The sequence below is a fragment of the Thalassospira permensis NBRC 106175 genome (genome assembly GCF_000714555.1).
Taxonomy (GTDB): Bacteria; Pseudomonadota; Alphaproteobacteria; order Rhodospirillales; family Thalassospiraceae; genus Thalassospira; species Thalassospira xiamenensis.
Genome location: NZ_AUNC01000006.1, coordinates 30,696 through 55,688, shown reverse-complemented (window position 1 = coordinate 55,688; position 24,993 = coordinate 30,696). Strand labels below are relative to the sequence as shown.

Here is a 24,993-nt window from a genome sequence, read left to right as displayed (position 1 = left end):
CACCTGCGACTACGGATGCAGTCAATCCGTTTCGCAGCCTTAATAAAACAAAAGCCCCCGTTTCGGTATCGAAACGGGGGCTTTTTATCGGGCGTTTGCGCGATCAGATCAAACCGGCCAGCGGCGAGGACGGATCGGCATATTTTTTCTTGGGCATACGACCGGCAAGGAAAGATTCCCGACCGGCGATGATTGCGTGTTTCATGGCGCGCGCCATACGGATCGGGTCCTTGGCACCGGCAATCGCAGTATTCATCAGAACACCGTCACAGCCCAGTTCCATGGCAAATGCCGCATCGGATGCGGTGCCGACACCGGCATCGACGATCACGGGCACCTTGGCGTTTTCCTTGATGAGTGCGATATTGACCGGGTTCAGAATCCCCATGCCCGATCCGATCAGGGAGCCCAGCGGCATGATCGCGACACAGCCCATATCTTCAAGCATCTTGGCCTGAATGGGATCGTCGCTGCAATAAACCATCACGTCGAAACCGTCCTTGATCAGGGCTTCGGCCGCCTTGAGGGTTTCGGGCATGTTGGGATACAGCGTTTTCTGATCGCCCAGAACTTCAAGCTTCACCAGGTTCCAGCCGCCGGCTTCGCGGGCCAGACGCAGGGTGCGAACCGAATCATCGGCCGTAAAGCAACCCGCCGTATTGGGCAGATAAACGTATTTTTTCGGATCGACATAATCGACCAGCATTGGCTGCGACGGGTCGGTCAGGTTAACACGACGCACCGCAACCGTAACCATTTCGGCTCCCGAGGCATCAATCGCGATACGGGTTTCTTCGAAATCCTTGTATTTGCCGGTACCGACGATCAGACGCGACTTGAATTTATGGCCCGCGACGACAAAGCCCGCGTCATCGGCCGATGCAAGATCGGCACCCGATGAACCGCCACCAATGAAATGAACGATTTCAAGTTTATCGCCATCGGCAAGGGCGGTATCGCCATAGGCCGTTTTCGGCACGATTTCGAGATTGCGTTCCACCGCGACCTTGGTCGCCGTGATCCCGAGTTCGCCGAGAAGATCGGCAACGGTTGCTGCGGTATCGATGGTGCGGTCTTCACCGTTGATGGTCAGGCGCATCTGTTCGTCTTGTCCTTGTGGTATCAAAATATTCATCTATTGGCGCGCAGTATGCGCAGCTGCCGGGCGAGAGGCAAGCTGTGATCGGCGGATTCTGCCATGCGGGGCACACAAAGCTGTCCCGATGGCGATGATGCCAGCATGATCTTGCGGCTACAGTCATAGCCTCGTCCGAATGCAACGTTGCGTCAGACTTTGGTCGTGCTATAAACGCATCACTATATGTTGGGCATGTGGGAACGGATGACAAAACCCGTCTACATTCTGAATGGGCCGAATTTGAACCTGCTGGGACAGCGTCAGCCGGAAATTTACGGTTCGACCACCTTGCGGGATATCGACAGCATGTGTTCGGCACATGGGTCGCAAATAGGCCTGCCCGTCGTCTTTCGCCAAAGCAATCATGAAGGCGAACTGGTTGACTGGATTCAGGAAGCCCGGCAAGAAGCTGCTGGTATTATTATCAATGCTGGGGCATATACGCACACATCGGTTGCGATCCTTGACGCCTTGCTGGCATCCGATTTGCCGGTCGTCGAGGTGCATCTTTCAAATATTCATCAGCGGGACGCATTCAGACATCATTCTTACGTCTCAAAAGCTGCAAAAGGCATGATCTGTGGTTTTGGCGCGCAGGGTTACATTCTTGGCCTTGATGCCATCAGATCACTGATCCACACACCATCATAAAAGATATCGAAATGAGCAAGTTCAACATCGACAACGATACCATTCGCCAGCTCGCCGAGCTGCTGGACGAGACCAACCTGACCGAGATCGAAGTTGCCGCAGGCGACAATCGCATTCGCGTCGCCCGTCAGGGCACCATGGTTGCAGCCGCTCCGGCTGCTGCACCGGTTGCGGCTCCTGCTGCGGCGGCTGCTCCGGCGGCACCTGCTGATGCAGGTTCCCATCCGGGTGCTGTAAAATCGCCGATGGTTGGCGTGGTCTATTTCGCACCGGAACCCGGCGCTGCACCGTTTATTTCGGTCGGTTCCAGCGTTTCCGAAGGCCAGACCCTGATGCTGATCGAAGCAATGAAGACCTTCAACCCGATCCGCGCGCCGAAATCTGGCAAAATCAGCCAGATCATCGCAACCGACGGCCATCCGGTCGAGTATGACGAGCCGCTGGTCATTATTGAATAAGCCGGGGTAAACACCGCATGTTCGACAAACTACTGATTGCCAACCGTGGCGAAATCGCGCTGCGTATTCAGCGCGCCTGCCGCGAAATGGGCATCAAAACTGTCGCGGTGCATTCCACCGCCGATGCAGATGCCATGCATGTCCGCCTGGCAGACGAAGCCGTCTGCATCGGCCCGGCAGCATCGAAAGACAGCTATCTGAATATTCCGGCGATCCTGTCGGCGGCCGAAATCACCGGGGCGGAAGCCATCCATCCGGGTTACGGCTTCCTGTCGGAAAATGCCGACTTTGCCGCCATGGTCGAAGAACACGGCTTTGCCTTTGTCGGTCCGTCGGCGGAACATATCCGCATGATGGGTGACAAGATCACCGCCAAACTGACCGCAGCAAAACTGGGCATTCCGGTTGTTCCGGGGTCGGACGGGGAAATCACCACCGTTGCCGAGGCGCAGAAATGCGCCAAGGAAATCGGCTATCCGGTCCTGATCAAGGCATCGGGCGGCGGCGGCGGTCGCGGCATGAAAGTGGTCGAGCGCGACGAAGACCTTGCCGAAGCCTTTTCCATGACCCGCAAGGAAGCATTGCAGAACTTTGGCAATGCCGCGGTTTATATGGAAAAGTACCTTGGCAAACCGCGCCATATCGAACTTCAGGTTATCGGCGATTCCCACGGAAATGCCGTCCATCTGTTCGAACGTGACTGTTCGTTGCAGCGCCGTCACCAGAAAGTGCTTGAAGAAGCCCCTTCGCCGACGCTGACACCGGAAGAACGCGAACGGATCGGATCGACCGTTGCCAACGCGATGCGTGGCATGGGATATCGCAATGCCGGTACGATTGAATTCCTGTATGAAAATGGCGAGTTCTATTTCATTGAAATGAACACCCGCCTGCAGGTCGAACATCCGGTGACCGAAGCCATTTCGGGCGTTGACCTTGTGCGTGAACAGATTCGCGTTGCCGCAGGCCTTGAACTGTCCTTTACACAGGAAGATCTGGAAATTCACGGCCATGCGATTGAATGCCGCATCAATGCCGAAGATCCGGAAACCTTTGTGCCGTCACCGGGCAAGATCAAGGAATATCATGCACCGGGCGGTTTGGGCGTTCGTGTCGATAGCGGTATCTATACCGGTTATTCGATCCCGCCTTATTACGACAGCATGATTGCAAAGCTGATCGTGCATGGACGTGACCGCGAAGAATGCATGATGCGCCTGCGCCGCGCCTTGGCCGAATATGCGATTGGCGGGATCAAAACCACCATTCCGCTGCATCAGAAGCTTTTGGCGCAGCCCGATATCCAGAAAGGTGATTACGACATTCACTGGCTGGAAAAATTCATGGGCATGAAGAAGTAACCTTCTTTATCCCGATCAAAAAACGGGGCTTCCTTTCGGGAGCCCCGTTTTTGTTTGGGAATTTCCGTTAGCCCAGCAACGTCCCTAGCGAGAGGCGATGGCAACCGCCGCCCCGGCCATCACCGTTGCACTGGTGCGGTTGGCGATTTTCATAGCACGTCGGCTGCGGATCAGATGACGCAGACGCGACGCCATGAAAACCCATGTCAGGTCAACCGCGACCAGAACCACCATCAAGGCGACGGAAAGTTCGAACCAGCCAAACAGCGACACGGATGCCAGATCAATCACGGTTGGAACCAGCGCCATATAGAACAGCATGATTTTCGGATTGCCCATAGTCACCGTCATGCCCGCGATGAACATCCGGACACCGGATTTTGTATCGGGGATGGCTTCAGCATCGACATCAACAGGCGCGTGCCACATCTTCCACGCCAGATACAGAAGATAGACCACACCAACATATTTGATGATGGTGAACAGAAGATGGAAGCTGTTTGCGATGGCCGACAGGCCAAGTACGGCAAAGCTGAGCCAGATCAGTTCGCCAATCCACAATGCGGCCAGAAACGGCAGGATATCCCGGTATCCGCGTGCAAGAACCCGGGCCACCAGTGCCGCAACACTTGGTCCCGGCGATCCCGATGCCACCAGCAACGCCCCGGCAAAAATAATCAGCGAAGAAATTTCGAGCATTTTACAATTCCGGCGCGAAAGAATTAATCATACATTTCGATTATCATGCCAAACATAGTCGATGGACTGCAAGCTGCTATCTTGTCAGAACAGTGCGCGTTCACATATGTAAACAGACGATTTGCAAACAGGACCGAAACCATTATCACCGCGATCATGTCGAACCAACTGACCCCTGATCTGTTGATCCGTGCCTATTCGGTCGGCCTGTTTCCCATGGCCGAAAGCCATGATGACCCGACCCTTTACTGGATTGACCCGGAATGGCGTGGCGTATTGCCGCTTGACGGCTTCCACGTGCCCAGAAGCCTGCGCAAAGCGGTGCGCAAGGGGACATTCAAGGTCCATGTAAACAAAGCCTTTCCCGATGTCATTCGTGCCTGTGCGGAGCCAACAGACAGCCGGGATGATACCTGGATCAATGACAATATCCTTGATGCCTATTGCGCGCTTCACAAGATGGGGTGCGCCCATTCGATCGAGGCATGGCTGGATGGCAAGCTGGTTGGCGGTCTTTATGGCGTCAGCCTGGGTCAGGCGTTTTTTGGCGAAAGCATGTTTTCGCGTGCGACCAATGCATCAAAGGTGGCATTGGTGCATCTTGTCGCCCTTTTGCGGCAAGGCGGCTATACCCTGCTTGATACCCAGTTCGTCAATGATCACTTAAAACAGTTCGGGGTGGTCGAAATCCCACGGGAACGTTATCGTTCCGAACTTGCCCGCGCGCTTGCCGGACGGGCGAGTCTGCCGTTTGAAGCGGACCCCGAATTTATCGAACAGGTCTTGCAACAGGGCGACCGCTAACACCTGCCCGCGCCGTGTTATCCCCTGCCCCGCGCGGGCTTGTCCCCCACGAAAGACTGATCGTTACAATGCAGATACGCACCGCCACCCAGAATGATGTCGCGAAAATCCTTGAAATCGTTGCACCGGTCCTTCGGGCCGGTGAAACCTATGTCATGCCCACCGACATGACCGACACGGAAGTGTTGGCCTATTGGATGGGCGCGGACAGGGAAACCTTCGTTGCCGAGGAAGACGGCCAGATTGTTGGCACCTATTACCTGAGGGCCAATCAGCCGGGCAATGGTGCCCATGTCGCCAATTGCGGCTATATGACCGCCCCCGATGCGGGCGGGCGCGGGATTGCGCGGCGAATGTGCGAAGACTCGCTGATCCGTGCAAGGGATCGGGGCTTCAAGGCAATGCAGTTCAATTTCGTCATCGCCAGCAACAAGGCCGCGGTGCATCTTTGGCCGCAGCTTGGCTTTGAAATTGTCGGGCGTTTACCCGGTGCCTATATGCACCCGACCCACGGCGAAACCGACGCACTGATCATGTATCGCAAACTATAAGAAAAGGGCGGAAACAATGATGTTTCCGCCCTTCTCAGTTTGATTGCATTGCGCAACTATAGATAGATCAGAACAGGAAGCGAACCCGAAGCGTACCGTCGATGGCTTCGAGTTCCTTGCGGATGCCAAGCCCCGGCTGGATTTCCTCGTCGACTTCGACAACCACGTAACCCACGCCGCCTTCGGAACGCAGATACTGACCGCTGATATTCATGCCGCGCGTTGCAAACACGTCGTTGATTTTCGACAGAACGCCCGGAACGTTGCGGTGAATATGCATGAAGCGGGTGTGCTTGCGATCCTTGACCGGCAGCGAAACTTCCGGGAAGTTGACCGCGCCCAGCGTCGACCCGTTATCGGAATAGGTGATCAGCTTGTCGGCAACTTCGACACCGATATTTTCCTGTGCTTCCTGGGTGGAACCACCGATATGCGGGGTCAGGATCACGTTCGGCATGCCGCGAAGCGGGCTCTGGAATTCCTCGTCCTTGCCAGCAGGCTCGACCGGGAACACGTCAAGGGCTGCACCGGCCAGATGGCCGCGTTCCAAGGCCGCAGCAAGGTCTTCGATCACGATGACATTGCCACGTGCCGCGTTGATCAGATGCGCGCCCGGCTTCATCTTGGCGATTTCGGTCGCGGTGATCATGTTTTTGGTCTGTTCGTTGGCCGGAACATGCAACGAAACGACATCGGATTTCGCCAGCAATTCATCCATCGAGCTGCACGAGGTTGCATTACCCATCGCAAGCTTGTTGATCACATCATAATAAATGACGTTCATGCCAAGCGATTCCGCCAGAACCGACAGCTGCGATCCGATATGACCATAGCCGATGATGCCCAAAGTCTTGCCGCGCGCCTCGTACGAGCCCTTGGCATTTTTAAGCCAGCCACCGGCATGGGCAGCCTTGTCACGCTGCGGGATACCGCGCATCAGCATGATGATCTGACCCAGAACCAGTTCGGCGACCGAACGGGTATTGGAATAAGGCGCATTGAAGACCGGAATACCGCGCATCGCAGCGGCTTTCAGATCAACCTGATTGGTGCCGATACAGAAACAACCAATAGAGGTCAGCTTGGGTGCAGCGTCGATGACTTCTTCGGTCAGTTTGGTGCGGGAACGGATGCCCAGAAAATGCGCTTCGGAGACGACGGATTTCAGTTCATCCGCATCCAGAGCAGCAGGGTAGTGGTCGACATTTGAGTAGCCGGCCTCTTTGAACATCTTTACAGCGTTTTCATGGATACCTTCGAGCAGGACGATCTTGATCTTGTCCTTCTCCAACGAAAGCTTGCTGTTCACGGCGCACCATCCTTTTCTTTGCGAGGGCGACACGGGCATTTCCCGAGCCGTAGGGCCGTAACGTTACGCGCCCTTGGCCCAATGAAATAGGGCTTAAGGCAACGTCCGTCAAAGGCTTTCCCTTGCGCAAACATGCAATGCGCCTATCTTCTGAACGCATATACCGGCTATTGCGTATAGAATGCAGGCCCGAACGGCGACCAAGGATTGAACACAGGGGACCCCATCTTGCCTGCCGAGATAAGAACCGTTACCGATATCCATGAAATCGGCGAAGCCGACTGGGACAAATGCGCAGGCACGGCGAACCCGTTTGTCAGCTTTGCCTTTCTTTCCGCAATGGAAGATAGTGGCTCGGCCAATGCCGATACCGGCTGGCAACCGTTTCATCTGGTGGTTACCGATGATGACGATACGGTTGCCGGGATTGTGCCGCTTTATGTCAAATCGCATTCCTATGGCGAATATGTCTTCGACTGGAGCTGGGCGGAAGCCTATGAGCGGGCGGGTGGACGGTATTATCCGAAATTACAGGCCGCCGTACCCTTTTCACCGGTTCCGGGCCCACGGCTTCTGATACGGTCCGATCATCCAGCCCCTGAGCGCGTTCGCACACTTCTGATTGGTGCGCTTTGTGCCCTGCCCGAACGGCTTGGCATTGCCAGCCTGCATGTAACGTTTTGCAGTGGCGATGAAAGCCGGGCGATGGAAGATGCCGGATTTCTTCCGCGAACCGGCATTCAATATCACTGGTACAATCGTGGTTACGACAGTTTTGACGATTTCCTTGGCGCGCTGAATTCGCGCAAACGCAAAAATCTGCGCAAGGAACGCAAACAGGTGCGCGATGCGGGATACAGCTTTGAAGTTCTATCGGGTGATGACCTTAAAGCCGCCCATTGGGACCGGTTTTATGCCTTTTATCACGACACATCGGATCGCAAATGGGGCCAGGCCTATTTAACGCGGGAGTTCTTTGATCTTCTGCATGAACGGGTCCGGGACCGGACCGTTTTGGTGGCTGCCTTTCGTGACGGCGACATGGTTGCCGGGGCGCTCAACCTGATCGGCACGGAAACCTTATACGGACGCAACTGGGGCACTGTTGACCGGACCCCGCTTTTGCATTTCGAGACCTGTTACTATCAGGCGATCGATATCGCGATTGAACGCGGCCTTAAAACGGTTGAGGCCGGGGCACAGGGTGAGCATAAAATCCAGCGTGGCTATGAACCGGTTTTGACCCATTCGGCACATCTGATTGTCGATGCCGGTTTACGCAATGCCGTGGCCCGTTTTCTGGATCAGGAACGCCATCATATCGCGCAGGACCGCGAATTTATCGTCGCCGAACACAGCCCGTTCAAACAGGAATGAACCGGCCAGCTCCGCCAAGCAAAAAGGAGCACGATGCATCAGCATCGCGCCCCTTCCTGACTGCCCAACCAACTCAGTATTTTTAGACGGCTCTGACGTCGTTCAGGAAGCCATTTACATGGCTTCTAAGCTCATCATTGGCGGCCGCAAGACGGCCGACACAGTCAAGCTGACCATTCGAAAGATCACCGCTTTCGGTTGTGGCCAAGGCAACACTTTTCACCGCATTTGAAATCGCGACGTTGCCATTGGCAGCCCCTTCGACACTGCGTGAAATTTCTTCGGTTGCAGCGCCCTGCTCTTCCACCGCACTGGCAACAACCGACATCAGTTCATCAATTTGATGAATGGTTTCGGCAAAGCCGCGAACGGCTTCGGCGGCGGCACCGGTTTCACCCTGCATTTCGGTAATTTTCGCAGTGATCTGTTCGGTTGCCTTCACCGTCTGGGCAGCAAGGTTTTTGACTTCCCCCGCCACCACAGCAAAGCCCTTGCCTGCATCGCCGGCACGTGCGGATTCAATTGTCGCGTTAAGTGCCAGCAGGTTTGTCTGATCGGCAATGTCGCTGATCAGGCTGACAACTTCACCAACACTTTGCGCCGCTTCATTCAGCATTTCGACACGCTGATTGGTGCGTTCGGTTTCCGCAACGGCATGCTGGGTGATTTCTGTAACACGTGCGATCTGCGATGCGATTTCGGAAATCGACGCGGAAAGCTGTGCGGTTGCCGATGCAACGGTTTCGATGTCTCCCGATGATTCTTCGGCCTGCTCTGCCACACTTTTCGCATCCTGATTGGCGCGAACCGAATGTGACGAAAGCGTTTCCGATGCACTGCGGACTTCGTCCAGCGCAACATTAACCGCCGAAAGAACTTCCTGGATTTTATGATCGAAACCGGCAGTCAGTGTACCCATACGCTTGCTGCGTTCGATCTGGCGTTCGGCTTCAATCCGTTCCTGTTCGGCCATCCGGGCACGTTCACGGGCGTTTTCACGGAACACTTCAAGCGATTTGGCCATCGCCCCCACTTCGTCGGCGCGCTTCATATCAAGGATTTCGATATCAAGGTTGCCAGATGCCAGGCTTCCCATCGCATCCGTCATCTTGCGGATCGGTGTCGCAATAAGGCGCGACAACGTGCCACCAAACAATGCCGCCATGGCGATCAGCAAAACAACACCAATGCCCAGTGTGGTCTGAAACAGCATCATGGCCCGTTCGACACGGTTTTCGACATCCAGGTTCATCTGGTCGATATTTTCTGCCAGTTCCAGGGCAATCTTCGATACGCTGTCGGACAGTTCGCGCGGTTCGCCGGAAGCTTCAATCGCACGCGCATGGTTGACGGTCAGATAATGACGCATCAGTTTCGCCTGTTCGCTGGCGATCTCTTCCCAGCGATCAATTGCGCTGTCCATCTGTTCGATAAGATCGGCAATTGTCGGGTTAATCGTCGCGTAGGCTTTCAGAACATCGGTGCGGGTATCGATTTCAGCCAGCGATTCCTGATAACTTTCAAGTCCGGTCCGGTCACCGGTTGTCAGGAAATAAACCAGTTCCTGACGCGCCATCAGATAAGAGCGGTCCAGGTTGCGATAGTCGCGTTCGAAATCAGAAAGATAATCACGTTGATCATTGGCAGACTTGACCTGGAAAGTCGCAAACATCCCGGCACCCGCAACCATCAGGATGACCACAATCATCACAGCAAAGCAGGTCGTCAGCTTGGCTGGTATGGAAAGGTTTTTGAAGAAGTTCATTGTCCGTCTCCCTTACAACTGCTGACGACGCGCGAGTTCATTAAGATTGACCTCGATCGTGACGGCACCGATTGGTGCCCCTTGCTGATCGCTCATGGTCATATTGAGCTGCGAACGCCAGGTGTCGGATTCTTCGTTATATTCAGCTTCATCAATGAAGACGGCGTTGGCTCCGTTGGGGAAGGTGTTTTTGAACTTGGCCTCGTCCCCCTGCCAGAAATCGGAAGTGATCGAGCTTTGCCCGACATTGAGGCCGACAGCGTCCATGACAAATATTTCGGCAAACAATCCGCCGGAACGCGCCTGGATCTGCGTCAGATAACTGGAAAGAGGATTGGTCAGAATGGCTGCGACCAGCGGCTGGTCCTCGGCTTCGCGTTCCGCCACCCATTGTTTGTCGGCAGCATCAATCTGATCCTGCGTCATACCTTTGCGCAACCGGTTCTGCGACGAGATTGAAAGTTCGACCACCGGATTTGCAAGCCATTCCCGAACATCACGGATCGTGTCATCCGTAATCAACTGGTCCGGTGCCCCGGGCAAATCTGACTTGGCATTGGCGGCAGTGACACCAAACGAAGTGCCAATCATCAGACCCGTCACCAGAACAAGGTGTTTTGTTATTTTCATAACTCTTCCTACCCCTCCGTATGTAAATACTATCCCTTGGTATAGATTATACAGAGAAAAATCTGTTCATCAACTACTTTTAGACGCAGGAAAATATATACAAACACGCATACATTATCCGATATCCCCATATGGGGATGCCAGTTAAGCCATTGGAGGGCTGGATGATAAGAAAAGGGGGACAAAAGAAAAAAGCGGCGGAAAAACCGCCGCTGAGTTTGGTTGGGACACGAGCAAACTGCAGAAGATTACGTTGTTCCAGGCGCAAGATGCGCCCCTGCAAAGAACAACTGTCCGATCACACATATGCATAGGGTGTGCCAGTTTTTGGCATCATCTTAAAATCGCAGAATTTGGCCGATTATTGATTGAAAAAACTCTGATAAGACAACTACTTCAAAATTAATTCGCAATTTGCGACAGAAATATTCGCAAAATGCGATAGCCATTCTTTGCATTTTGCAAAACGCAATTTAAGTCAAATGACAGCAGGATTGATCTGCAGATCAACCGGCGTTGCGGCGTGCCGGCTTACGCTTTTTCCGATTTCCGAAATTCAGCAAAGCAGGAGCGTTTTCAATGATTTCCTGAAGAATTTCCTTGGCAATCTCAAGATCATCCTTGGCACCTTCATCAAGGTGGCTGATATATCGCGGATTGGAAATCATGCGCTCTGCCTCATAAAGCGTGCGAAGCTCGCTTTGAAACATCTCTCGCGCACCAAGCGGCAGAACCGGCTTGGCACTCATCACAAAGAAGAATTTCAGGCTGGTTTTGATCACGATGCGCAGCATCAGAATCTGCAATTTATGGAATTGCTCTTCAAGCTCGTCCTTTTTCGGATGCTTTTCAAGCTTTGCAAGGCGGTCGGTGATCACCAGCGAAAGCGCTTTGAAATTATCGACTTCCTCGCGGAAAGGCCGGTAACCTGTCACTTCCGTTGTATCGACCGTCTTCTCGATCACATCTGCCAAAGCCACAAGCCTGCGCGCCTGCGATTCAAGTTTGGACAGAAACTTCTCGACCTCATCACGGTATTTTCGCTGTGTCGCCTGGTTCATTGTTTTTATATGCCACCAAAAGCAATTGCCCGAAACAACTGTTCCGGGCAATCACAATAACGCGCCAAAACTTAATGACAAGGTAATCGATCACAGGGCAATCAGTTTGCCATTTCCGGATCTTTTTCCTTTTTCGACCCGCCACCATTTTCTTCCGGATAACGGAAGATAACGGCATCGTCTTCGATATCGACCAGAACGGCCCCGCCCTTTTCGAGTTTGCCAAACAGCAATTCCTCGGCCAGCGGCTTTTTGACGTGTTCCTGAATGACACGTCCCAATGGACGCGCCCCAAAGGCCGCATCATAGCCCCGTTCGCCCAGCCAAGTCCGCGCTGCTTCGGTCAGTTCGATCGAAACATTGCGATCTGCAAGCTGGACTTCAAGCTGCAGTATGAACTTGTCCACCACCATCTTGACGACCTCCGGCTTGAGGTTTTCAAACGGAATGACCGCGTCCAGACGATTACGGAATTCCGGCGAGAAAGTTCGCTTGATCGCCTCTGCATCCTCGCCGGTACGCATTTCACGTTTGAAACCGATGGGCGGCTTTGCCATATCCGATGCGCCCGCGTTGGTCGTCATCACCAGCACAATATTACGGAAATCAACGGTCTTGCCGTTATTATCCGTAAGCTTGCCGTGGTCCATCACCTGCAAAAGAATATTGAACAGGTCCGGATGGGCTTTCTCGATCTCGTCAAGCAGGACAACCGCATGCGGATGCTGATCGACGGAATCGGTCAGAAGCCCTCCCTGATCGAAACCGACATAGCCGGGCGGCGCACCAATCAGGCGAGAAACGCTGTGGCGTTCCATATATTCGGACATGTCGAACCGTATGAATTCGATCCCCATGACATGCGCCAGCTGCTTGGTCACCTCGGTCTTGCCAACACCTGTCGGGCCGGAGAACAGATAGCTGCCAATCGGCTTTTCCGGTTCGCGCAGACCGGCACGTGCGAGCTTGATCGCGCTGGCAACAGCCTCAATCGCCTTGTCCTGCCCAAACACAACGGTCTTGAGGTCACGTTCCAGATTGGCCAATGCCTTACGGTCATCCGTCGACACCGATTTTGGTGGTATGCGGGCAATCTTGGCGACGATTTCCTCGACATCGCGTTTGGAAATCGTGCGCTTGCGCTTGCTTGGTGCCACCAGCATCCGGGATGCCCCGACTTCGTCAATCACATCAATCGCGCTATCGGGACGTTTGCGGTCATTGATATAGCGTGATGCCAGCTCGACCGCAGACCGAATGGCCTCGTTGGTGTATTTGACGTGATGATGTTCCTCGTAATAGGGCTTGAGCCCCTTGAGGATTTTAATGGTATCTTCGGGAGACGGTTCTTCAACATCGATTTTCTGGAAACGACGCACAAGGGCGCGGTCCTTTTCGAAATGACCGCGGAATTCCTTGTAAGTCGTGGAACCGATGCATCGAAGCGAACCGCTGGCCAAGGCCGGTTTCAACAGGTTCGAGGCATCCATTGCCCCGCCCGATGTCGCGCCCGCGCCAATCACCGTGTGAATTTCATCAATGAACAGAACCGCGCCATCAAACTCTTCAAGTTCCTTGACGACCGCCTTCAGGCGCTCTTCGAAGTCACCACGATACCGTGTCCCGGCCAGAAGCGCACCCATATCAAGAGAGAAAATGGTGGCATCCGCAAGAACCTCGGGGACATCACCATCAACAATGCGACGCGCCAAGCCTTCGGCGATGGCGGTTTTACCAACCCCCGGATCGCCAACATAAAGCGGGTTGTTCTTGGTGCGACGGCACAGGACCTGAATGGTGCGTTCAATTTCGCTTTGGCGACCGATCAACGGATCAATCTTGCCATTCTGCGCCTTGACATTAAGGTTCACGCAATAAGCCTTGAGCGCCTCGCCCTCGCCAGCGGCGGCACCTTCTTCAGCGTCGGTTGTCGCACCGGGTGCAACTTCTTCTTCGGCACCACGCGGAATGCGGCGTTCGTTCAGTTCGGGCGCCTTGGCAATTCCATGGGAAATGTAATTGACCGCATCCAGACGGGTCATGTCCTGCAATTGCAGGTAATAGACCGCGTGCGATTCACGTTCGGAGAACAGTGCAACCAGCACATTCGCCCCCGTTACCTCTTCTCGCCCGGAAGACTGAACATGAATGGCTGCGCGCTGTATCACGCGCTGGAAACCAGCCGTCGGTTTGGGGTCCACCAGACGCGCACTGATCAGGCCGGAAAGCTCGCTATCAGCAAACTCCAGCAGATCCGAACGCAGACGATCAACGTCCACCCGGCACGCTTTCAGAACAGACAACGCGTCCTGATCTTCGGTCAATGACAACAGAAGATGTTCCAGCGTTGCATATTCATGACGCCGCTCAGAGGCATATGCCAGCGCACGATGTAAGCTTTCTTCAAGGTTACGTGAGAGCATGTTTCACTCCTTCTCTAACGTGCACTGCAGCGGATGCTGATTTTGCCGCGCCAGATCCATGACCTGGTTGACCTTGGTTTCCGCGATCTCGTAGGTGAAAACCCCACAAATTCCGACCCCCTTTCGGTGGACCTGAAGCATGATCGCGGTCGCCTCTTCCCGGCCCTTTTCAAAGAACCGTTCAAGCACATGGACAACGAATTCCATGGGTGTGTAGTCGTCATTTAGCAACAACACCTTGTACATGGACGGCTTCTTCGTCTTTGGCCGTGTCTTCGTTACGATCCCCGTATTCGGGAGACCACCACCGTCATTGTCCTGATCACTCATAATCTGCTTACCGGAACCCTTTTGTTCTGCATTGTCTCCATGATAGGTCATTGAACATCTGTTTCAAAGTCCGCAGCGACAAAACGTTTCTAACCTCATCCCAAATTCATGTAGGCCGAGAATGCCGTGCTGCAAGATCATTGACCAAACTTCGTCATCTTTGCCGTAAATATCGGTACAAAAAATAAAAACGGACATGGCTGCCAGCCATGTCCGTCCCGATACATTCATTACGGCAAAATCCTAAGTGCGTCGGGTTGCTTACTTGAGCGGAACACCAGCAGCCTTGGACATTGCAGCAAATCCGTCCGTGAAAGCAGCGAACATCATTTTCTGAATTTTTTCGCCTTCGGACATGCCGGACTCGACATAGCGCTTCAATATACGCTCGTTCAGCTCCTGCAGTTCAGAAAGGCTTTCGACCTTTGAAAGCGCTTCGAAATCAGCTTGGGATGCATCAACTTCCCGCTGCGCCCAGGATGCCAGCTCAGCACCGAAGGAACCGCTTTTTTCCATCAGTTCAGATGAAACCTGCCATACGCCTTCGAAACTTTTTTGCTGCGTTTCGATCAGTTCTTCGTATCTGGCCATCATTTGCGTTCCAGCATCGGAGAATATGTCTGCCTGCTCGGTAATCTTTTCTGTCACCTGAGCAAGAACATCATTGACCGCCGTTAGACTTCCTTCGAGAGCATTCTGGGTTGCTGCAACCATGGTATCGACTTCCGGTGCTTTCCAAAGCTCTGTGAACGGTTCAAGGCTGACCGCACCAAACGCAGCCACATCACCGGCGGCTGTCGGCTGGGCTGCAACCTTAACCTCGACATCAGTTTTTTGGGTGTCTTTAGCTTTCGTCTCGGCCTTCGCCGCCACTGTCACTTTGGCCGGAGCAGCCGCTTTCTCTTGCTCTGTCACGATGGAAGCCTTCTTTGCTGGGGGGGGCGTTTCGGAAATCGCACCAGATGCCTTATCGCTGGAAACCGAAACTTTGGGTTCGCTGACGGCTTTGGAGGCAGGCATAACCGTATTCTTTTTAGATGTGGTTGCCGCCTTCGGACGACTTGCCGGTTTGGGGCCTGCCGTTGTCTTCTCTCTGGCTTGTTCGGGCGCAGGCTTGCTTTTCGCTGCTTCTGCTTTTACCGGGTCATCAGCCTTGGCCGGAGCCTCAGCCCCTTTAGCGGCAACAGGTTCTTTCTTCGCCTCCGGTACTACAGCATCCGGTTTTGATAGCTCCGCAGGAGGATGACGCAATGCCTCTGCTTCAAGCGCGCTTGCGGTTGTGACGACACGCTTCGGCCGCTCTGTTGCAGCCTCGGAAATTTCAGCTGTCGCGGCCTTTGCCGGGGAAGCAGCCGACTTTTTACCGCCATCAGAAGCTGTTTTTTGAGTCACCGCCTTTGGGCGAGAAGAGACCTTCGCCGGATTAGCATTTGTTGAAGCGGGCGCAGATTTTTTGCGAGGAGTCACCATGTGCCGACCTCCTTGAATTGGGCTTGGCATTCAGAAATTATGCTGCATCGCAACATAACCCTAGATGGAATAGCGGCGCGCCGTCAAGGTTGCTTTGGTGACATTTTAAAAGTCGTGAATGGGTCAAGCACGCCCGGGAGAACGGATTATCTTGATTCCCGGAAACCGATTGTAAAAAACCGGCATACGTTCAACCGCTTAGGCGGGAAATTACGTTAATCCTGATATTCAGGACGCTAAAAAAACAAAAATGGCACGGGTTATACCGTGCCATTTTCATCGAAGATTCCTGAAACGGATCAGCTTATTTCAGCTGATTTCCGCGCACGGTGCGATAGAAATGGCGAGACTCGGCTTTCTTGTCATTCTTGCTGAAAAACGGATCAGGCTGCTTTGGCGCACCGAAAGCTGGCGGCTGTGGAAGTGTTTTTTCCAAACCTGACAGGTTTTCGAGCACATTCGGGAAAGTCAAAGCGCGCAGATCATCCTTGGTAGATGTCCAGGCGGCAAGCGTGATGCTTTGCGATGAACAGCCAATCGCAACCCAGTAATAATCGTCAGAATGCAGGCGCAATCCGTCGCGGCTTTGATATCCGAAACCATCGGCCTGAAGCGCATCGGTCAGTGCAAGATATTGTCCGCGCGACAGGGTTTCCCGCGATTCCGTCCCGCCGAAAGCACCAAGGGGGGCTGTGACCTCAACATTGACCTCGCTTACGTCAAGCGGACCAAATATCCGCGACACCATCTCAAACTGCTCTGCACCGTTCCTGGGAATAAGGTCGTAACTGCGCGTTTCTTTATAATAATCAGCATTATAGACGATGCGAATCCGTCCTTCTGCATCCCCGGCAGAACATGCGGTTCGAATGTCATCCGCATTGATAAACGAGAACCAGCTACCCTTGCGCACCAGTGGATTTTCGATATCGCTTGTACCGGTAAAACTGCATGCAGAAAGCGCCATCAAACCTGCGGCACACAGTGCGCCACCACTTAAAATTGATGATTTTGTTCTTATGTTACTGACAACAGACATTATTTTTTTACGCATTCGATCCTCGATTTTTAACCTTCTGGCGGATATAAATTGAGTCTGACGAAAAAATGAGACCGCAACAAGGCGGCAACTCAGATTATCTGAACAAGCGTTAAGCATTTTTTTAATGCCGCGATGAGACACTGACCATATTTCGTCTTGGGGATCACCGTAAAGCCGAGCCCGTCAAATGCGTTTTAAGACCCGTCTTGGGCCAAAAGCGATGGCCACCGTTAGTACTGATCAAAGTCGACCGATGTGGCAATCGCAGGGTCGCAGGATTTACTGCGTCCTGTCCGTGATGCTGCTGATCATCGCTGCTGTTGTATTCACAACACCGGCAGCAATGGCGCGCACCTATACAGCGATGGTTATCGACGCCGAAACCGGCGATGTCCTTCATGAATATCGCGCCGACCACAAAGTTTACCCTGCGTCACTGACCAAGATCATGACGCTTTACATGCTGTTTGATGCGCTGGATTCCGGTAAGGTATCGCTTTCGACACGTATGGAAGTTTCCAAACGCGCCTGGGGACAGGCCCCTTCGAAATTAGGCCTTCAGCCTGGTGAAAAGATTTCGGTCGAGGATGCCATTCTGGCACTCGTTACGAAATCGGCAAACGACATTGCCGTTGTGGTCGCCGAGCATCTTGGCGGAACCGAGGTGAAATTCGCGCAGATGATGACCGCGAAAGCGCGCCAGATCGGCATGAAGAACACCACCTTTCGCAATGCATCAGGCCTTCCGAACCGTGGCCAGTTGACCACAGCCCGCGATATGATCCGGCTTGCGGTTTCGCTGCGCAAGGATTACGGCAACTACTACCATTATTTCAGCACCCAGAAGTTCCGCTATGGTAAGCGCACCTATGGCAACCATAACAATCTTCTGGCGTCCTATTACGGCACGGACGGCATCAAGACCGGCTATATCAATGCGTCGGGCTTTAACCTTGTCGCATCGGTCAACCGCAATGGTCGCCGTTTGATCGGCGTTGTCTTTGGTGGCCGGACAGCGCGGTCACGCGATGACCAGATGAAAAAGCTTCTTGATCAGGCCTATCTTGAACTGAAAAAAGACGGCGAAATCATCGCGCCACGTCCGCGCATCAGCCCGGATGGCAAAATTCTTCCGGCTGATACCCAGCTTCTGATGGCCAAGCAGAACAACGCCAATGAAGTCGAACAGCCCGGCCGCATTGATACCGAAACCGTTGTCGCCCGCCTGTCGCCGGAAACCGGCGGATGGGGCATTCAGGTTGGCGCGTTCAGCGATCAGCGTCGTGCACAGGAAGCCGTCCTTGCCGCAGCACGCACAGCGCCGGAAGTCCTTCGGCTGACCCGTGCCGCTGTCGAGCAGCAAAGCAACGGATCGGGTGTTGTTTATCGTGCCCGCCTGCTTGGGTTTGGTGGTGAACAGGAAGCACGCAGTGCCTGTGCTGCGCTGCGCAAGGAAAAGGTCGCCTGTATCCCGGTTAATGCCGGTGATGCCGGGTAAACAGCCTGCCTCAAATCAAAAAAGCCCGCTGAAGCAATTCAGCGGGCTTTTTTGTACCTTCCAGAAAACGGCCTAGTGACCGCCACCGGGTGCAAAGAAATCATTCGAAGTCAGACCGCTTTTTTGCAGCTGTGCGGTTACCTGTGCTTTCAACCGCAACAAACCGCTTTCATCAGCGGCCTCGCAACGGGCCACGATCGCAGGCTGGGTATTGGAAGCACGCAGCAACCACCAGCCGTCATCCGTGCTGACACGCACACCATCAATTCCACTGACTTCAGCACCAGCTTCGGACAAACGACCACGTACTTCTTCGATCAGGGCGAACTTGCGGTCATCCGGGCAGTCGATGCGGGTTTCCGGGGTATTAACGGCCACCGGCATCGCATCACGCCAGTCATCAAGGCTTTTGCCACTCTGAACCAGAATGCGATACAGCCGGACCGCGGCATACATTGCATCGTCATAGCCATAGTAGCGTTCGGCAAAGAAGATATGACCGCTCATTTCACCGGCAATCGGTGCCTTTGACTCAACCATTTTGGTCTTGATCAGCGAATGGCCGGTTTTCCACATGATGGCATTGCCGCCAAGACGGGTGACCTCGTCAAACAGCGTCTGGCTGGCTTTGACATCGGCAATGATCGATGCTCCCGGCAGACGCCCGAGAACGTCGGCAGCATAAATCTGCAGCAGCTGATCGCCCCACAAGACACGTCCCTGCCCGTCAACAACACCGATACGATCACCATCGCCGTCAAAGGCAACACCCCAGTCGGCATTCAGCGATGCCACCTTGGCCTTGAGATCGACCAGATTGGCCTCGACCGTCGGGTCCGGGTGATGATTTGGGAAAGTGCCATCGATCTCGTCAAACAGCAGGTGGTGGTTGCCCGGAAGCTTTGCAGTCAGTTTGCGAACCACATCGCCTGCGGCACCATTGCCGCAGTCCCATACAATCGTCATCGGCTTGGCAACATCACAATCAAGTTCGGTCAGCAACCGTTCGACATAGTGGTCTTCGATATCAATGTCGGTAACCGAACCAGTACCGGTTTCGAAATCACCCGATGCAGCAATACGGCCCAGCTCCTGAATGGCTTCGCCAAACACCGACTTTCCGGCATTGAGCATCTTGAAGCCGTTATAGTCAGACGGGTTGTGCGACCCGGTGACCATGATGCCAGCATCGGTTTTCTGGTCATAAACCGTGAAATAGAGCATCGGAGTTGGCCCACGCCCGATCCGGACAACATCACAACCGGTCGAAACGATCCCTTCGACAAGCGCACTTGCCAGTTCGGGCGAACTCAGCCGTCCGTCCCGGCCAACGGCAACCCGTTTTCCGCCAGACTGGCGCACTTTCGTACCGAATGCCTTGCCAAGAGCAAGCGCATCGACCGCATGCAGGGTTTTGCCCACGATACCGCGCACATCATATTCGCGCAGCACGGAAGGATCAAAATTGTGTCCGGCAGAGATGGTCATAGTTCTAACTTAGCCTCCGATTGATCCACGCCCGATGCAGGAATAGCTGAAACCCTGTTCTGCCATCTCGCCGGGGTCATATACATTTCGCAAATCCACCACGATCGGGTGTTTCAGCGCAGATTTGATGCGATCCAGATCCATCCCGCGGAACTCGTTCCATTCGGTCAGAACCACCATCGCATCGGCACCTTCAAGGGTGTCAAAGGCGGTATCGCAATAAATTATGTCTTCAAGAAGCTTTTTTGCTTCTGTCATGGCTTCCGGGTCATAGGCCTTGACCGTTGCGCCCGCCGCAATCAGGGCTGGCACGATATCAAGGCTTGGCGCATCGCGCATATCATCGGTATTAGGTTTGAACGCCAGCCCGAGGATACCGATGGTTTTGCCCGAAACCGAGCCACCACAGGCCGAAATGATGCGATCAGCCATGGCCTTTTTGCGCTGCGCATTTACATCGACCACAGTTTCAATAATGCGCAGCGGGCTGTTATGTTCCTGTGCGGTGCGTACCAGCGCCAAAGTATCTTTCGGGAAGCATGACCCGCCATAACCCGGCCCGGGATGCAGGAATTTCTTTCCGATACGTCCGTCAAGCCCGATACCGCGCGCAACATCATGAACGTCGGCACCAACCTTTTCACAAAGATCGGCGATTTCGTTGATGAAGGTGATTTTGGCTGCAAGGAAGGTATTGGCCGCGTATTTGATCATTTCCGACGTTTCGCGCGAGGTGAAGACAATCGGTGTTTCAATCAGATAAAGCGGACGATAAAGATCACGCATCACGTCACGGGCGCGTTCGTCGGTCGTTCCGATCACAACACGATCCGGCCGCATGAAATCACCAATTGCGGACCCTTCGCGCAGGAATTCGGGGTTGGAAACCACCGCAAATTCCGCATCCGGTCGCCGTTCACGAATAATGCGTTCGACTTCGCGCCCCGTGCCGACCGGTACGGTCGATTTGGTCACGATGACGGTAAAGCCTTCCATTGCGTCTGCAATTTCTTCGGCTGCGGCATAAACGTAGCTGAGATCGGCGTGACCATCACCACGACGGGTCGGCGTGCCAACGGCAATAAAGATCGCCTCGGCACCTTTCACGCCTTCCTTAAGGTCGGTCGTGAATGTCAGACGCCCCGCCTTGACGTTATTTTCAACAAGAACATCAAGGCCCGGTTCGTAGATCGGCATGATGCCGTCTTCAAGACGGGCAATCTTTGCTTCGTCCTTATCAACACAGATAACGTCAGTGCCAAATTCCGAGAAGCAGGCACCAGAAACTAGGCCCACATATCCGGTCCCAATCATTGCTATACGCATTAATACATAACCCCAGTCGATGTTTCGGCAGGAGTCTGTCCCGGCTCCTGCCAAAATACATTAAGTGAATTCTATTATTCCGCAGCTTCGCCGGCGGCGAATTCGTGAATAAGATTGCGAACGTCATCACGCATGTCTTCGCGTGCCAGCGCGAAAGACATGGTGGCCTTCAGGAAACCGATCTTGTTGCCGCAGTCAAAACGACGGCCTTCGAAGCGATAGCCGTAAAACGGAACTTTTCCAATCATGGCCGCAAGCGCATCCGTAAGCTGGATTTCATTGCCCGCACCGCGCGGAATATTCTCAAGGACTTCAAAGATACCCGGATCAAGGATGTAGCGGCCAATCGCCGACAAGGTCGATGGCGCGTCTTCGGGCTTGGGCTTTTCAACCATGCCGCAGGCGCTGACCAGTCGGCCATTGGTGCCTTCGACTTCAAGCACGCCGTAACGCTGGGTTTCCTCGCGCGGGACGTCCATAACGGCAACCATATTGCCACCCGTCCGGCCATAGCTTTCGACCATCTGCTTCATGCAAGGCACTTTTGACTGGATCAGGTCATCGGCCAGAAGAACGACGAATGGCTCGTCACCGACAAGAGATTTGGCGCACAATACGGCATGACCAAGCCCCAGAGGATTGCCCTGACGGGTATAGGTCACACGACCATTTTCCGGGATCATCGCAAGCGAGGTTTCAAGCGCATCATGTTTGCCGCGCTCCATCAGGATCGCTTCGAGTTCGGCAGAACGGTCGAAATGGTCTTCGATTGCGGTTTTGCCACGACCGGTTACGAAGATGAATTCTTCGATGCCCGCCGCGATTGCCTCTTCAACAGCATATTGAATAAGCGGCTTGTCTACCACTGGCAGCATTTCCTTAGGCATTGCCTTGGTTGCTGGCAAAAAACGGGTTCCCATACCCGCAACCGGGAATACAGCCTTTTTGATTCGCTTCGACATGCCTTTTTTCCTCTGTTTTGACCGCGTCATACCCGCCTCATTCGCATTCGGCCAATCTTATGCTTCTGCCACATTTCAAGAACGCGGATCAAGCGAGTGCGCTGTTTGTTCAGTTCAATCTTTAAAAAGCTGTAACAGGAGGCTCCGGGCCGCATTGATTTTGGATGCAAGATAATCTGATCCGCCATGATCCGGGTGAACTGCCTTGATCAGGACCTGATAGGCCCGATTAATCTCCTCGCGGGTCGCCTGTTCGGAAACACCAAGGATTCTTCGGGCCTCACCTGCATTCATCTCTCCGCTGCGAAATCCACTGTCAGCTTGCTCGTAATCGTTTCCGGCACGGCCGTTTCCATTATCATTTTCATCCCGGGACGCCTGCCAGTTCTGCCATCCTGAACAATCCGGTCGGCGTTCCAGATAGGTTTCCAGAACAGTCTGGCTTTGATCTTGTGCGCCGCAACATTCAACATAAAGCACGCGCATCTCGTCAACCCCGAGCGTATCCAGATCCCGCCCAATCATCGAGCCGCGCACGATTGTGCCAGCCAGTTGACCGCTGTCGTGATCAAGATACATGCGCAGATAATCCGTTTTTATCTCCGATACCCGTCCTGAACCGGCAGACGCACGCCCGGAAGGCCTGCCGCCGCCAGAGCGGGCAAAACCGAACATCCTGCGCAATAATGGCCACAATAAGCCAATTTTGAGGATTCTAGAGAGGAAGGGTATGGCAGCAACAAGGGCGGCAACCATGGCCGCAAGCTTTCCGGTCAGAAGCAACCACGCTGCCAGCACGCCCAGCGACAGAACGGCGACCCACATCCCGATCTTTCTGACGTGCTTTGGCTCGGCTGACGATAACCATCTGATGATAAATCCGGCAGCAACGAAAAGCCCTATCCCCAACAAGAACCATTGCATTATCGGGGTTTCCGCAGTTGGGAGCCCAGCAGTTTGACATCCTGCGATGATGTTTTATGGCCGTATTCCTCGAGCGCGTTGATCCCGCCAACCGCATAACTTGCAACCGCGCCAAGCAAATCGCGTAAACGGTCTGCTGCGCTGGCATCAAAACGGGCAAAAGCACCACCGGTGATCCGGGCAATTTCGCGGAAGGCAGTCTCGGCTTTCACGTCATATCCTTCCTGAAACATGAATGCCTTGATCCCCTTTAACGCCAGCTGCCCCGCCAGCCCGGCAAGATTATAGATATCTTCCTCGAGGCAATCCCCGACATAAATCAAGGCGTTGATCTTTTTATCCTTCGCCTGACTTTCAACATGGCCAAGCACCCGGGCAAGCTGTGTATGCCCCGCACGACAGGTGACTTTTGTCATGGAGTCACGCAACCTTGCCGCATCCCGATACCAGGCACTGGCCTTGCATTCCGAAATACCACGGAAGAAAACAAGCTGAATATCCAGTGTGCTGCCAATGCCTGCGACGGCATCAAACATTTCAGCCTGCAGAACCGCAGCACTGTCCCAGCTTGGCTGACGGCTGGCCGTTGCATCCATCGCAAAGATCAAACGCCCCTGCGCAGGCCCAGAAGCCGGTGCAACAGCCGCCAAAGTGCGCGCCTGCTTCACAAAGGCGGTCACGTCTGTATGGTTTGAGACATCAGACGCAACATGGCTTTGCTGTTTGGCTTTTGTTTCGGGTGTCGATTTGTTTCCGGGCACGGCCACCAACCATTTTTCAGGGCACTATCACCCTGATATAGGGGCGCTTATATCAGATCGGCAACTCTTCGCCATCTGCCGGTGTGAAGCCGATTATTTCAAGCAACGCACGAACTTCCTGCCGGGCTGCCATGTGCGACATGCTAAGCGGGATTCCTACCCCCTTCTCGCGAAGGTCAAGCAGGGTCAGACCTTTCAGGAACAATTCCCGGTAGATCACGCGTTCGCCAAAGCCGGGCGCCACACGGAACCGGATACGCGCTGCCAGCTTGTCGACGATTTCGGCGATATCACGTTTGTTGCGTGCATCAAGGTGTGACAGACGATTACGCATGACGATCCAGTCAATCGTACCGCCATCTACCGCTGCACGGCGTTTACGTGCATCCCAGACCATTTCGGCATAGATACTGGGTCCTTTGATATCAAGGGTGTCCGGATCGATCCGGGCGAGCATATCAAGATCAATATAGCTGTCATTAATCGGGGTTACCAGCGTATCGGCGCAGGAATGCGCAAGACGCGACAGGTAATTGTCACTGCCCGGGCAATCCATCACCACAAAATTGCAGCCCATCACCAGTTCGCCAAGGGCATTGGTGAAACGCTCCCGCTCGTCAAGCTTGGCGGCATTGCCATCATCAAGCTCGCTGCGGTAAATCGGACGATGATCCGGAACAGGCAGTTTCAGCTTTTTCTGTTCGTTAAATGAAATCCGGTTTTCAACATATCGGGTCAGTGTCCCCTGACGGGCGTCAATATCGAGCGAACCAACGGAAAATCCCATTTTCATCAACGATACGATCAAATGCATCGCCGTTGTCGACTTTCCGGATCCACCTTTTTCGTTGCCAATCACGATCACATGGGCGCGCTTCGCGCCTGGCTGCTTGGCGGTAGCGATCTGCTGGCCTGCGCTTTCCCCGGTTGCGCTGGTCTCGTGCACCGTCATTGAAGTTTGCTCC

General features: G+C 53.9%; 23 protein-coding genes. 7 read left to right on the top strand and 16 right to left on the bottom strand.

Annotated features, from left to right (window positions below; translation table 11 throughout):
- Positions 1 to 103 precede the first annotated feature (103 nt).
- Positions 104 to 1,099, bottom strand: coding sequence for a sulfur carrier protein ThiS (gene thiS / locus SMB34_RS04775; RefSeq protein ID WP_037988034.1), 996 nt, complete (start codon positions 1,097 to 1,099; stop codon positions 104 to 106).
- A 243-nt stretch (positions 1,100 to 1,342) separates the two neighbouring features.
- On the opposite strand from thiS, the gene aroQ reads away from it, so the two are divergent.
- The 3 genes from aroQ to accC are packed head-to-tail and all read left to right on the top strand — an operon-like array spanning position 1,343 to position 3,608.
- Positions 1,343 to 1,789: a type II 3-dehydroquinate dehydratase gene (gene aroQ / locus SMB34_RS04770; RefSeq protein WP_037988093.1), complete on the top strand. Its 447-nt coding sequence runs from the start codon at positions 1,343 to 1,345 to the stop codon at positions 1,787 to 1,789.
- An 11-nt stretch (positions 1,790 to 1,800) separates the two neighbouring features.
- Entirely contained in the window at positions 1,801 to 2,247 is a 447-nt protein-coding gene (gene accB, locus SMB34_RS04765) for an acetyl-CoA carboxylase biotin carboxyl carrier protein (protein ID WP_007090289.1), read from the top strand.
- A gap of 17 nt (positions 2,248 to 2,264) precedes the next feature.
- Positions 2,265 to 3,608: an acetyl-CoA carboxylase biotin carboxylase subunit gene (gene accC / locus SMB34_RS04760; protein WP_007090290.1), complete on the top strand. Its 1,344-nt coding sequence runs from the start codon at positions 2,265 to 2,267 to the stop codon at positions 3,606 to 3,608.
- Positions 3,609 to 3,692: 84 nt separating this feature from the next.
- Here accC and SMB34_RS04755 read toward each other — a convergent pair whose 3' ends face one another.
- Positions 3,693 to 4,307 carry a LysE family translocator gene (locus SMB34_RS04755; protein ID WP_037988032.1) on the bottom strand — a complete coding sequence of 205 codons (615 nt, stop codon included), beginning with the start codon at positions 4,305 to 4,307 and terminating at the stop codon, positions 3,693 to 3,695.
- A 156-nt stretch (positions 4,308 to 4,463) separates the two neighbouring features.
- On the opposite strand from SMB34_RS04755, the gene aat reads away from it, so the two are divergent.
- The gene (aat, locus tag SMB34_RS04750; protein WP_007090292.1) at positions 4,464 to 5,111 is read left to right on the top strand and encodes a leucyl/phenylalanyl-tRNA--protein transferase; all 648 of its coding nucleotides are present in this window, start codon (positions 4,464 to 4,466) and stop codon (positions 5,109 to 5,111) included.
- 68 nt (positions 5,112 to 5,179) lie between these two features.
- Positions 5,180 to 5,662, top strand: coding sequence for a GNAT family N-acetyltransferase (locus tag SMB34_RS04745; protein ID WP_037988029.1), 483 nt, complete (start codon positions 5,180 to 5,182; stop codon positions 5,660 to 5,662).
- Positions 5,663 to 5,729: 67 nt separating this feature from the next.
- Here SMB34_RS04745 and serA read toward each other — a convergent pair whose 3' ends face one another.
- The gene (serA, locus tag SMB34_RS04740) at positions 5,730 to 6,971 is read right to left on the bottom strand and encodes a phosphoglycerate dehydrogenase (RefSeq protein ID WP_007090294.1); all 1,242 of its coding nucleotides are present in this window, start codon (positions 6,969 to 6,971) and stop codon (positions 5,730 to 5,732) included.
- A 228-nt stretch (positions 6,972 to 7,199) separates the two neighbouring features.
- Here serA and SMB34_RS04735 point away from each other — a divergent pair, with 228 nt between their 5' ends.
- On the top strand, positions 7,200 to 8,348 hold the full coding sequence (locus SMB34_RS04735; protein WP_037988026.1) for a GNAT family N-acetyltransferase: 1,149 nt from the start codon (positions 7,200 to 7,202) through the stop codon (positions 8,346 to 8,348).
- 82 nt (positions 8,349 to 8,430) lie between these two features.
- On the opposite strand, the gene SMB34_RS04730 is transcribed toward SMB34_RS04735, so the two are convergent.
- From SMB34_RS04730 to SMB34_RS04700, 7 genes are all read right to left on the bottom strand, one after another.
- On the bottom strand, positions 8,431 to 10,113 hold the full coding sequence (locus SMB34_RS04730) for a methyl-accepting chemotaxis protein (RefSeq protein ID WP_037988022.1): 1,683 nt from the start codon (positions 10,111 to 10,113) through the stop codon (positions 8,431 to 8,433).
- Between the two features lie 12 nt (positions 10,114 to 10,125).
- Entirely contained in the window at positions 10,126 to 10,743 is a 618-nt protein-coding gene (locus SMB34_RS04725; protein ID WP_007090297.1) for a hypothetical protein, read from the bottom strand.
- 506 nt (positions 10,744 to 11,249) lie between these two features.
- A complete protein-coding gene (locus tag SMB34_RS04720) occupies positions 11,250 to 11,804 on the bottom strand; it encodes a hypothetical protein (RefSeq protein ID WP_007090298.1) in 555 nt (184 codons plus the stop codon).
- Positions 11,805 to 11,905: 101 nt separating this feature from the next.
- Positions 11,906 to 14,227 carry an ATP-dependent Clp protease ATP-binding subunit ClpA gene (gene clpA / locus SMB34_RS04715; protein ID WP_037988020.1) on the bottom strand — a complete coding sequence of 774 codons (2,322 nt, stop codon included), beginning with the start codon at positions 14,225 to 14,227 and terminating at the stop codon, positions 11,906 to 11,908.
- Positions 14,228 to 14,230: 3 nt separating this feature from the next.
- Positions 14,231 to 14,557, bottom strand: a complete 327-nt coding sequence (clpS, locus tag SMB34_RS04710) for an ATP-dependent Clp protease adapter ClpS (protein ID WP_037988091.1) — start codon at positions 14,555 to 14,557, stop codon at positions 14,231 to 14,233.
- A gap of 261 nt (positions 14,558 to 14,818) precedes the next feature.
- The gene (locus tag SMB34_RS20850) at positions 14,819 to 16,027 is read right to left on the bottom strand and encodes a phasin family protein (protein WP_167332734.1); all 1,209 of its coding nucleotides are present in this window, start codon (positions 16,025 to 16,027) and stop codon (positions 14,819 to 14,821) included.
- 304 nt (positions 16,028 to 16,331) lie between these two features.
- Complete coding sequence (locus SMB34_RS04700) at positions 16,332 to 16,994, bottom strand: hypothetical protein (protein ID WP_037988017.1); 663 nt, start codon at positions 16,992 to 16,994, stop codon at positions 16,332 to 16,334.
- Between the two features lie 262 nt (positions 16,995 to 17,256).
- Between SMB34_RS04700 and SMB34_RS04695 the strand changes: the two genes are divergently transcribed.
- A complete protein-coding gene (locus tag SMB34_RS04695; RefSeq protein ID WP_240478747.1) occupies positions 17,257 to 18,567 on the top strand; it encodes a D-alanyl-D-alanine carboxypeptidase in 1,311 nt (436 codons plus the stop codon).
- 72 nt (positions 18,568 to 18,639) lie between these two features.
- Here SMB34_RS04695 and pgmG read toward each other — a convergent pair whose 3' ends face one another.
- The 6 genes from pgmG to SMB34_RS04665 form a co-directional block, all read right to left on the bottom strand.
- Positions 18,640 to 20,055 (bottom strand): phosphoglucomutase/phosphomannomutase PgmG, encoded by a 1,416-nt coding sequence (gene pgmG, locus SMB34_RS04690; protein WP_037988015.1) that lies wholly within the window; start codon positions 20,053 to 20,055, stop codon positions 18,640 to 18,642.
- A 9-nt stretch (positions 20,056 to 20,064) separates the two neighbouring features.
- Positions 20,065 to 21,381 (bottom strand): UDP-glucose dehydrogenase family protein, encoded by a 1,317-nt coding sequence (locus tag SMB34_RS04685; protein ID WP_007090305.1) that lies wholly within the window; start codon positions 21,379 to 21,381, stop codon positions 20,065 to 20,067.
- Between the two features lie 74 nt (positions 21,382 to 21,455).
- Positions 21,456 to 22,343, bottom strand: coding sequence for a UTP--glucose-1-phosphate uridylyltransferase GalU (galU, locus tag SMB34_RS04680; protein ID WP_007090306.1), 888 nt, complete (start codon positions 22,341 to 22,343; stop codon positions 21,456 to 21,458).
- A gap of 114 nt (positions 22,344 to 22,457) precedes the next feature.
- Entirely contained in the window at positions 22,458 to 23,168 is a 711-nt protein-coding gene (locus tag SMB34_RS04675; protein WP_007090307.1) for a DnaJ domain-containing protein, read from the bottom strand.
- Between the two features lie 98 nt (positions 23,169 to 23,266).
- Positions 23,267 to 24,028, bottom strand: coding sequence for a VWA domain-containing protein (locus tag SMB34_RS04670; RefSeq protein WP_240478746.1), 762 nt, complete (start codon positions 24,026 to 24,028; stop codon positions 23,267 to 23,269).
- Positions 24,029 to 24,080: 52 nt separating this feature from the next.
- Positions 24,081 to 24,980: a division plane positioning ATPase MipZ gene (locus tag SMB34_RS04665; protein ID WP_007090309.1), complete on the bottom strand. Its 900-nt coding sequence runs from the start codon at positions 24,978 to 24,980 to the stop codon at positions 24,081 to 24,083.
- Positions 24,981 to 24,993 lie beyond the last annotated feature (13 nt).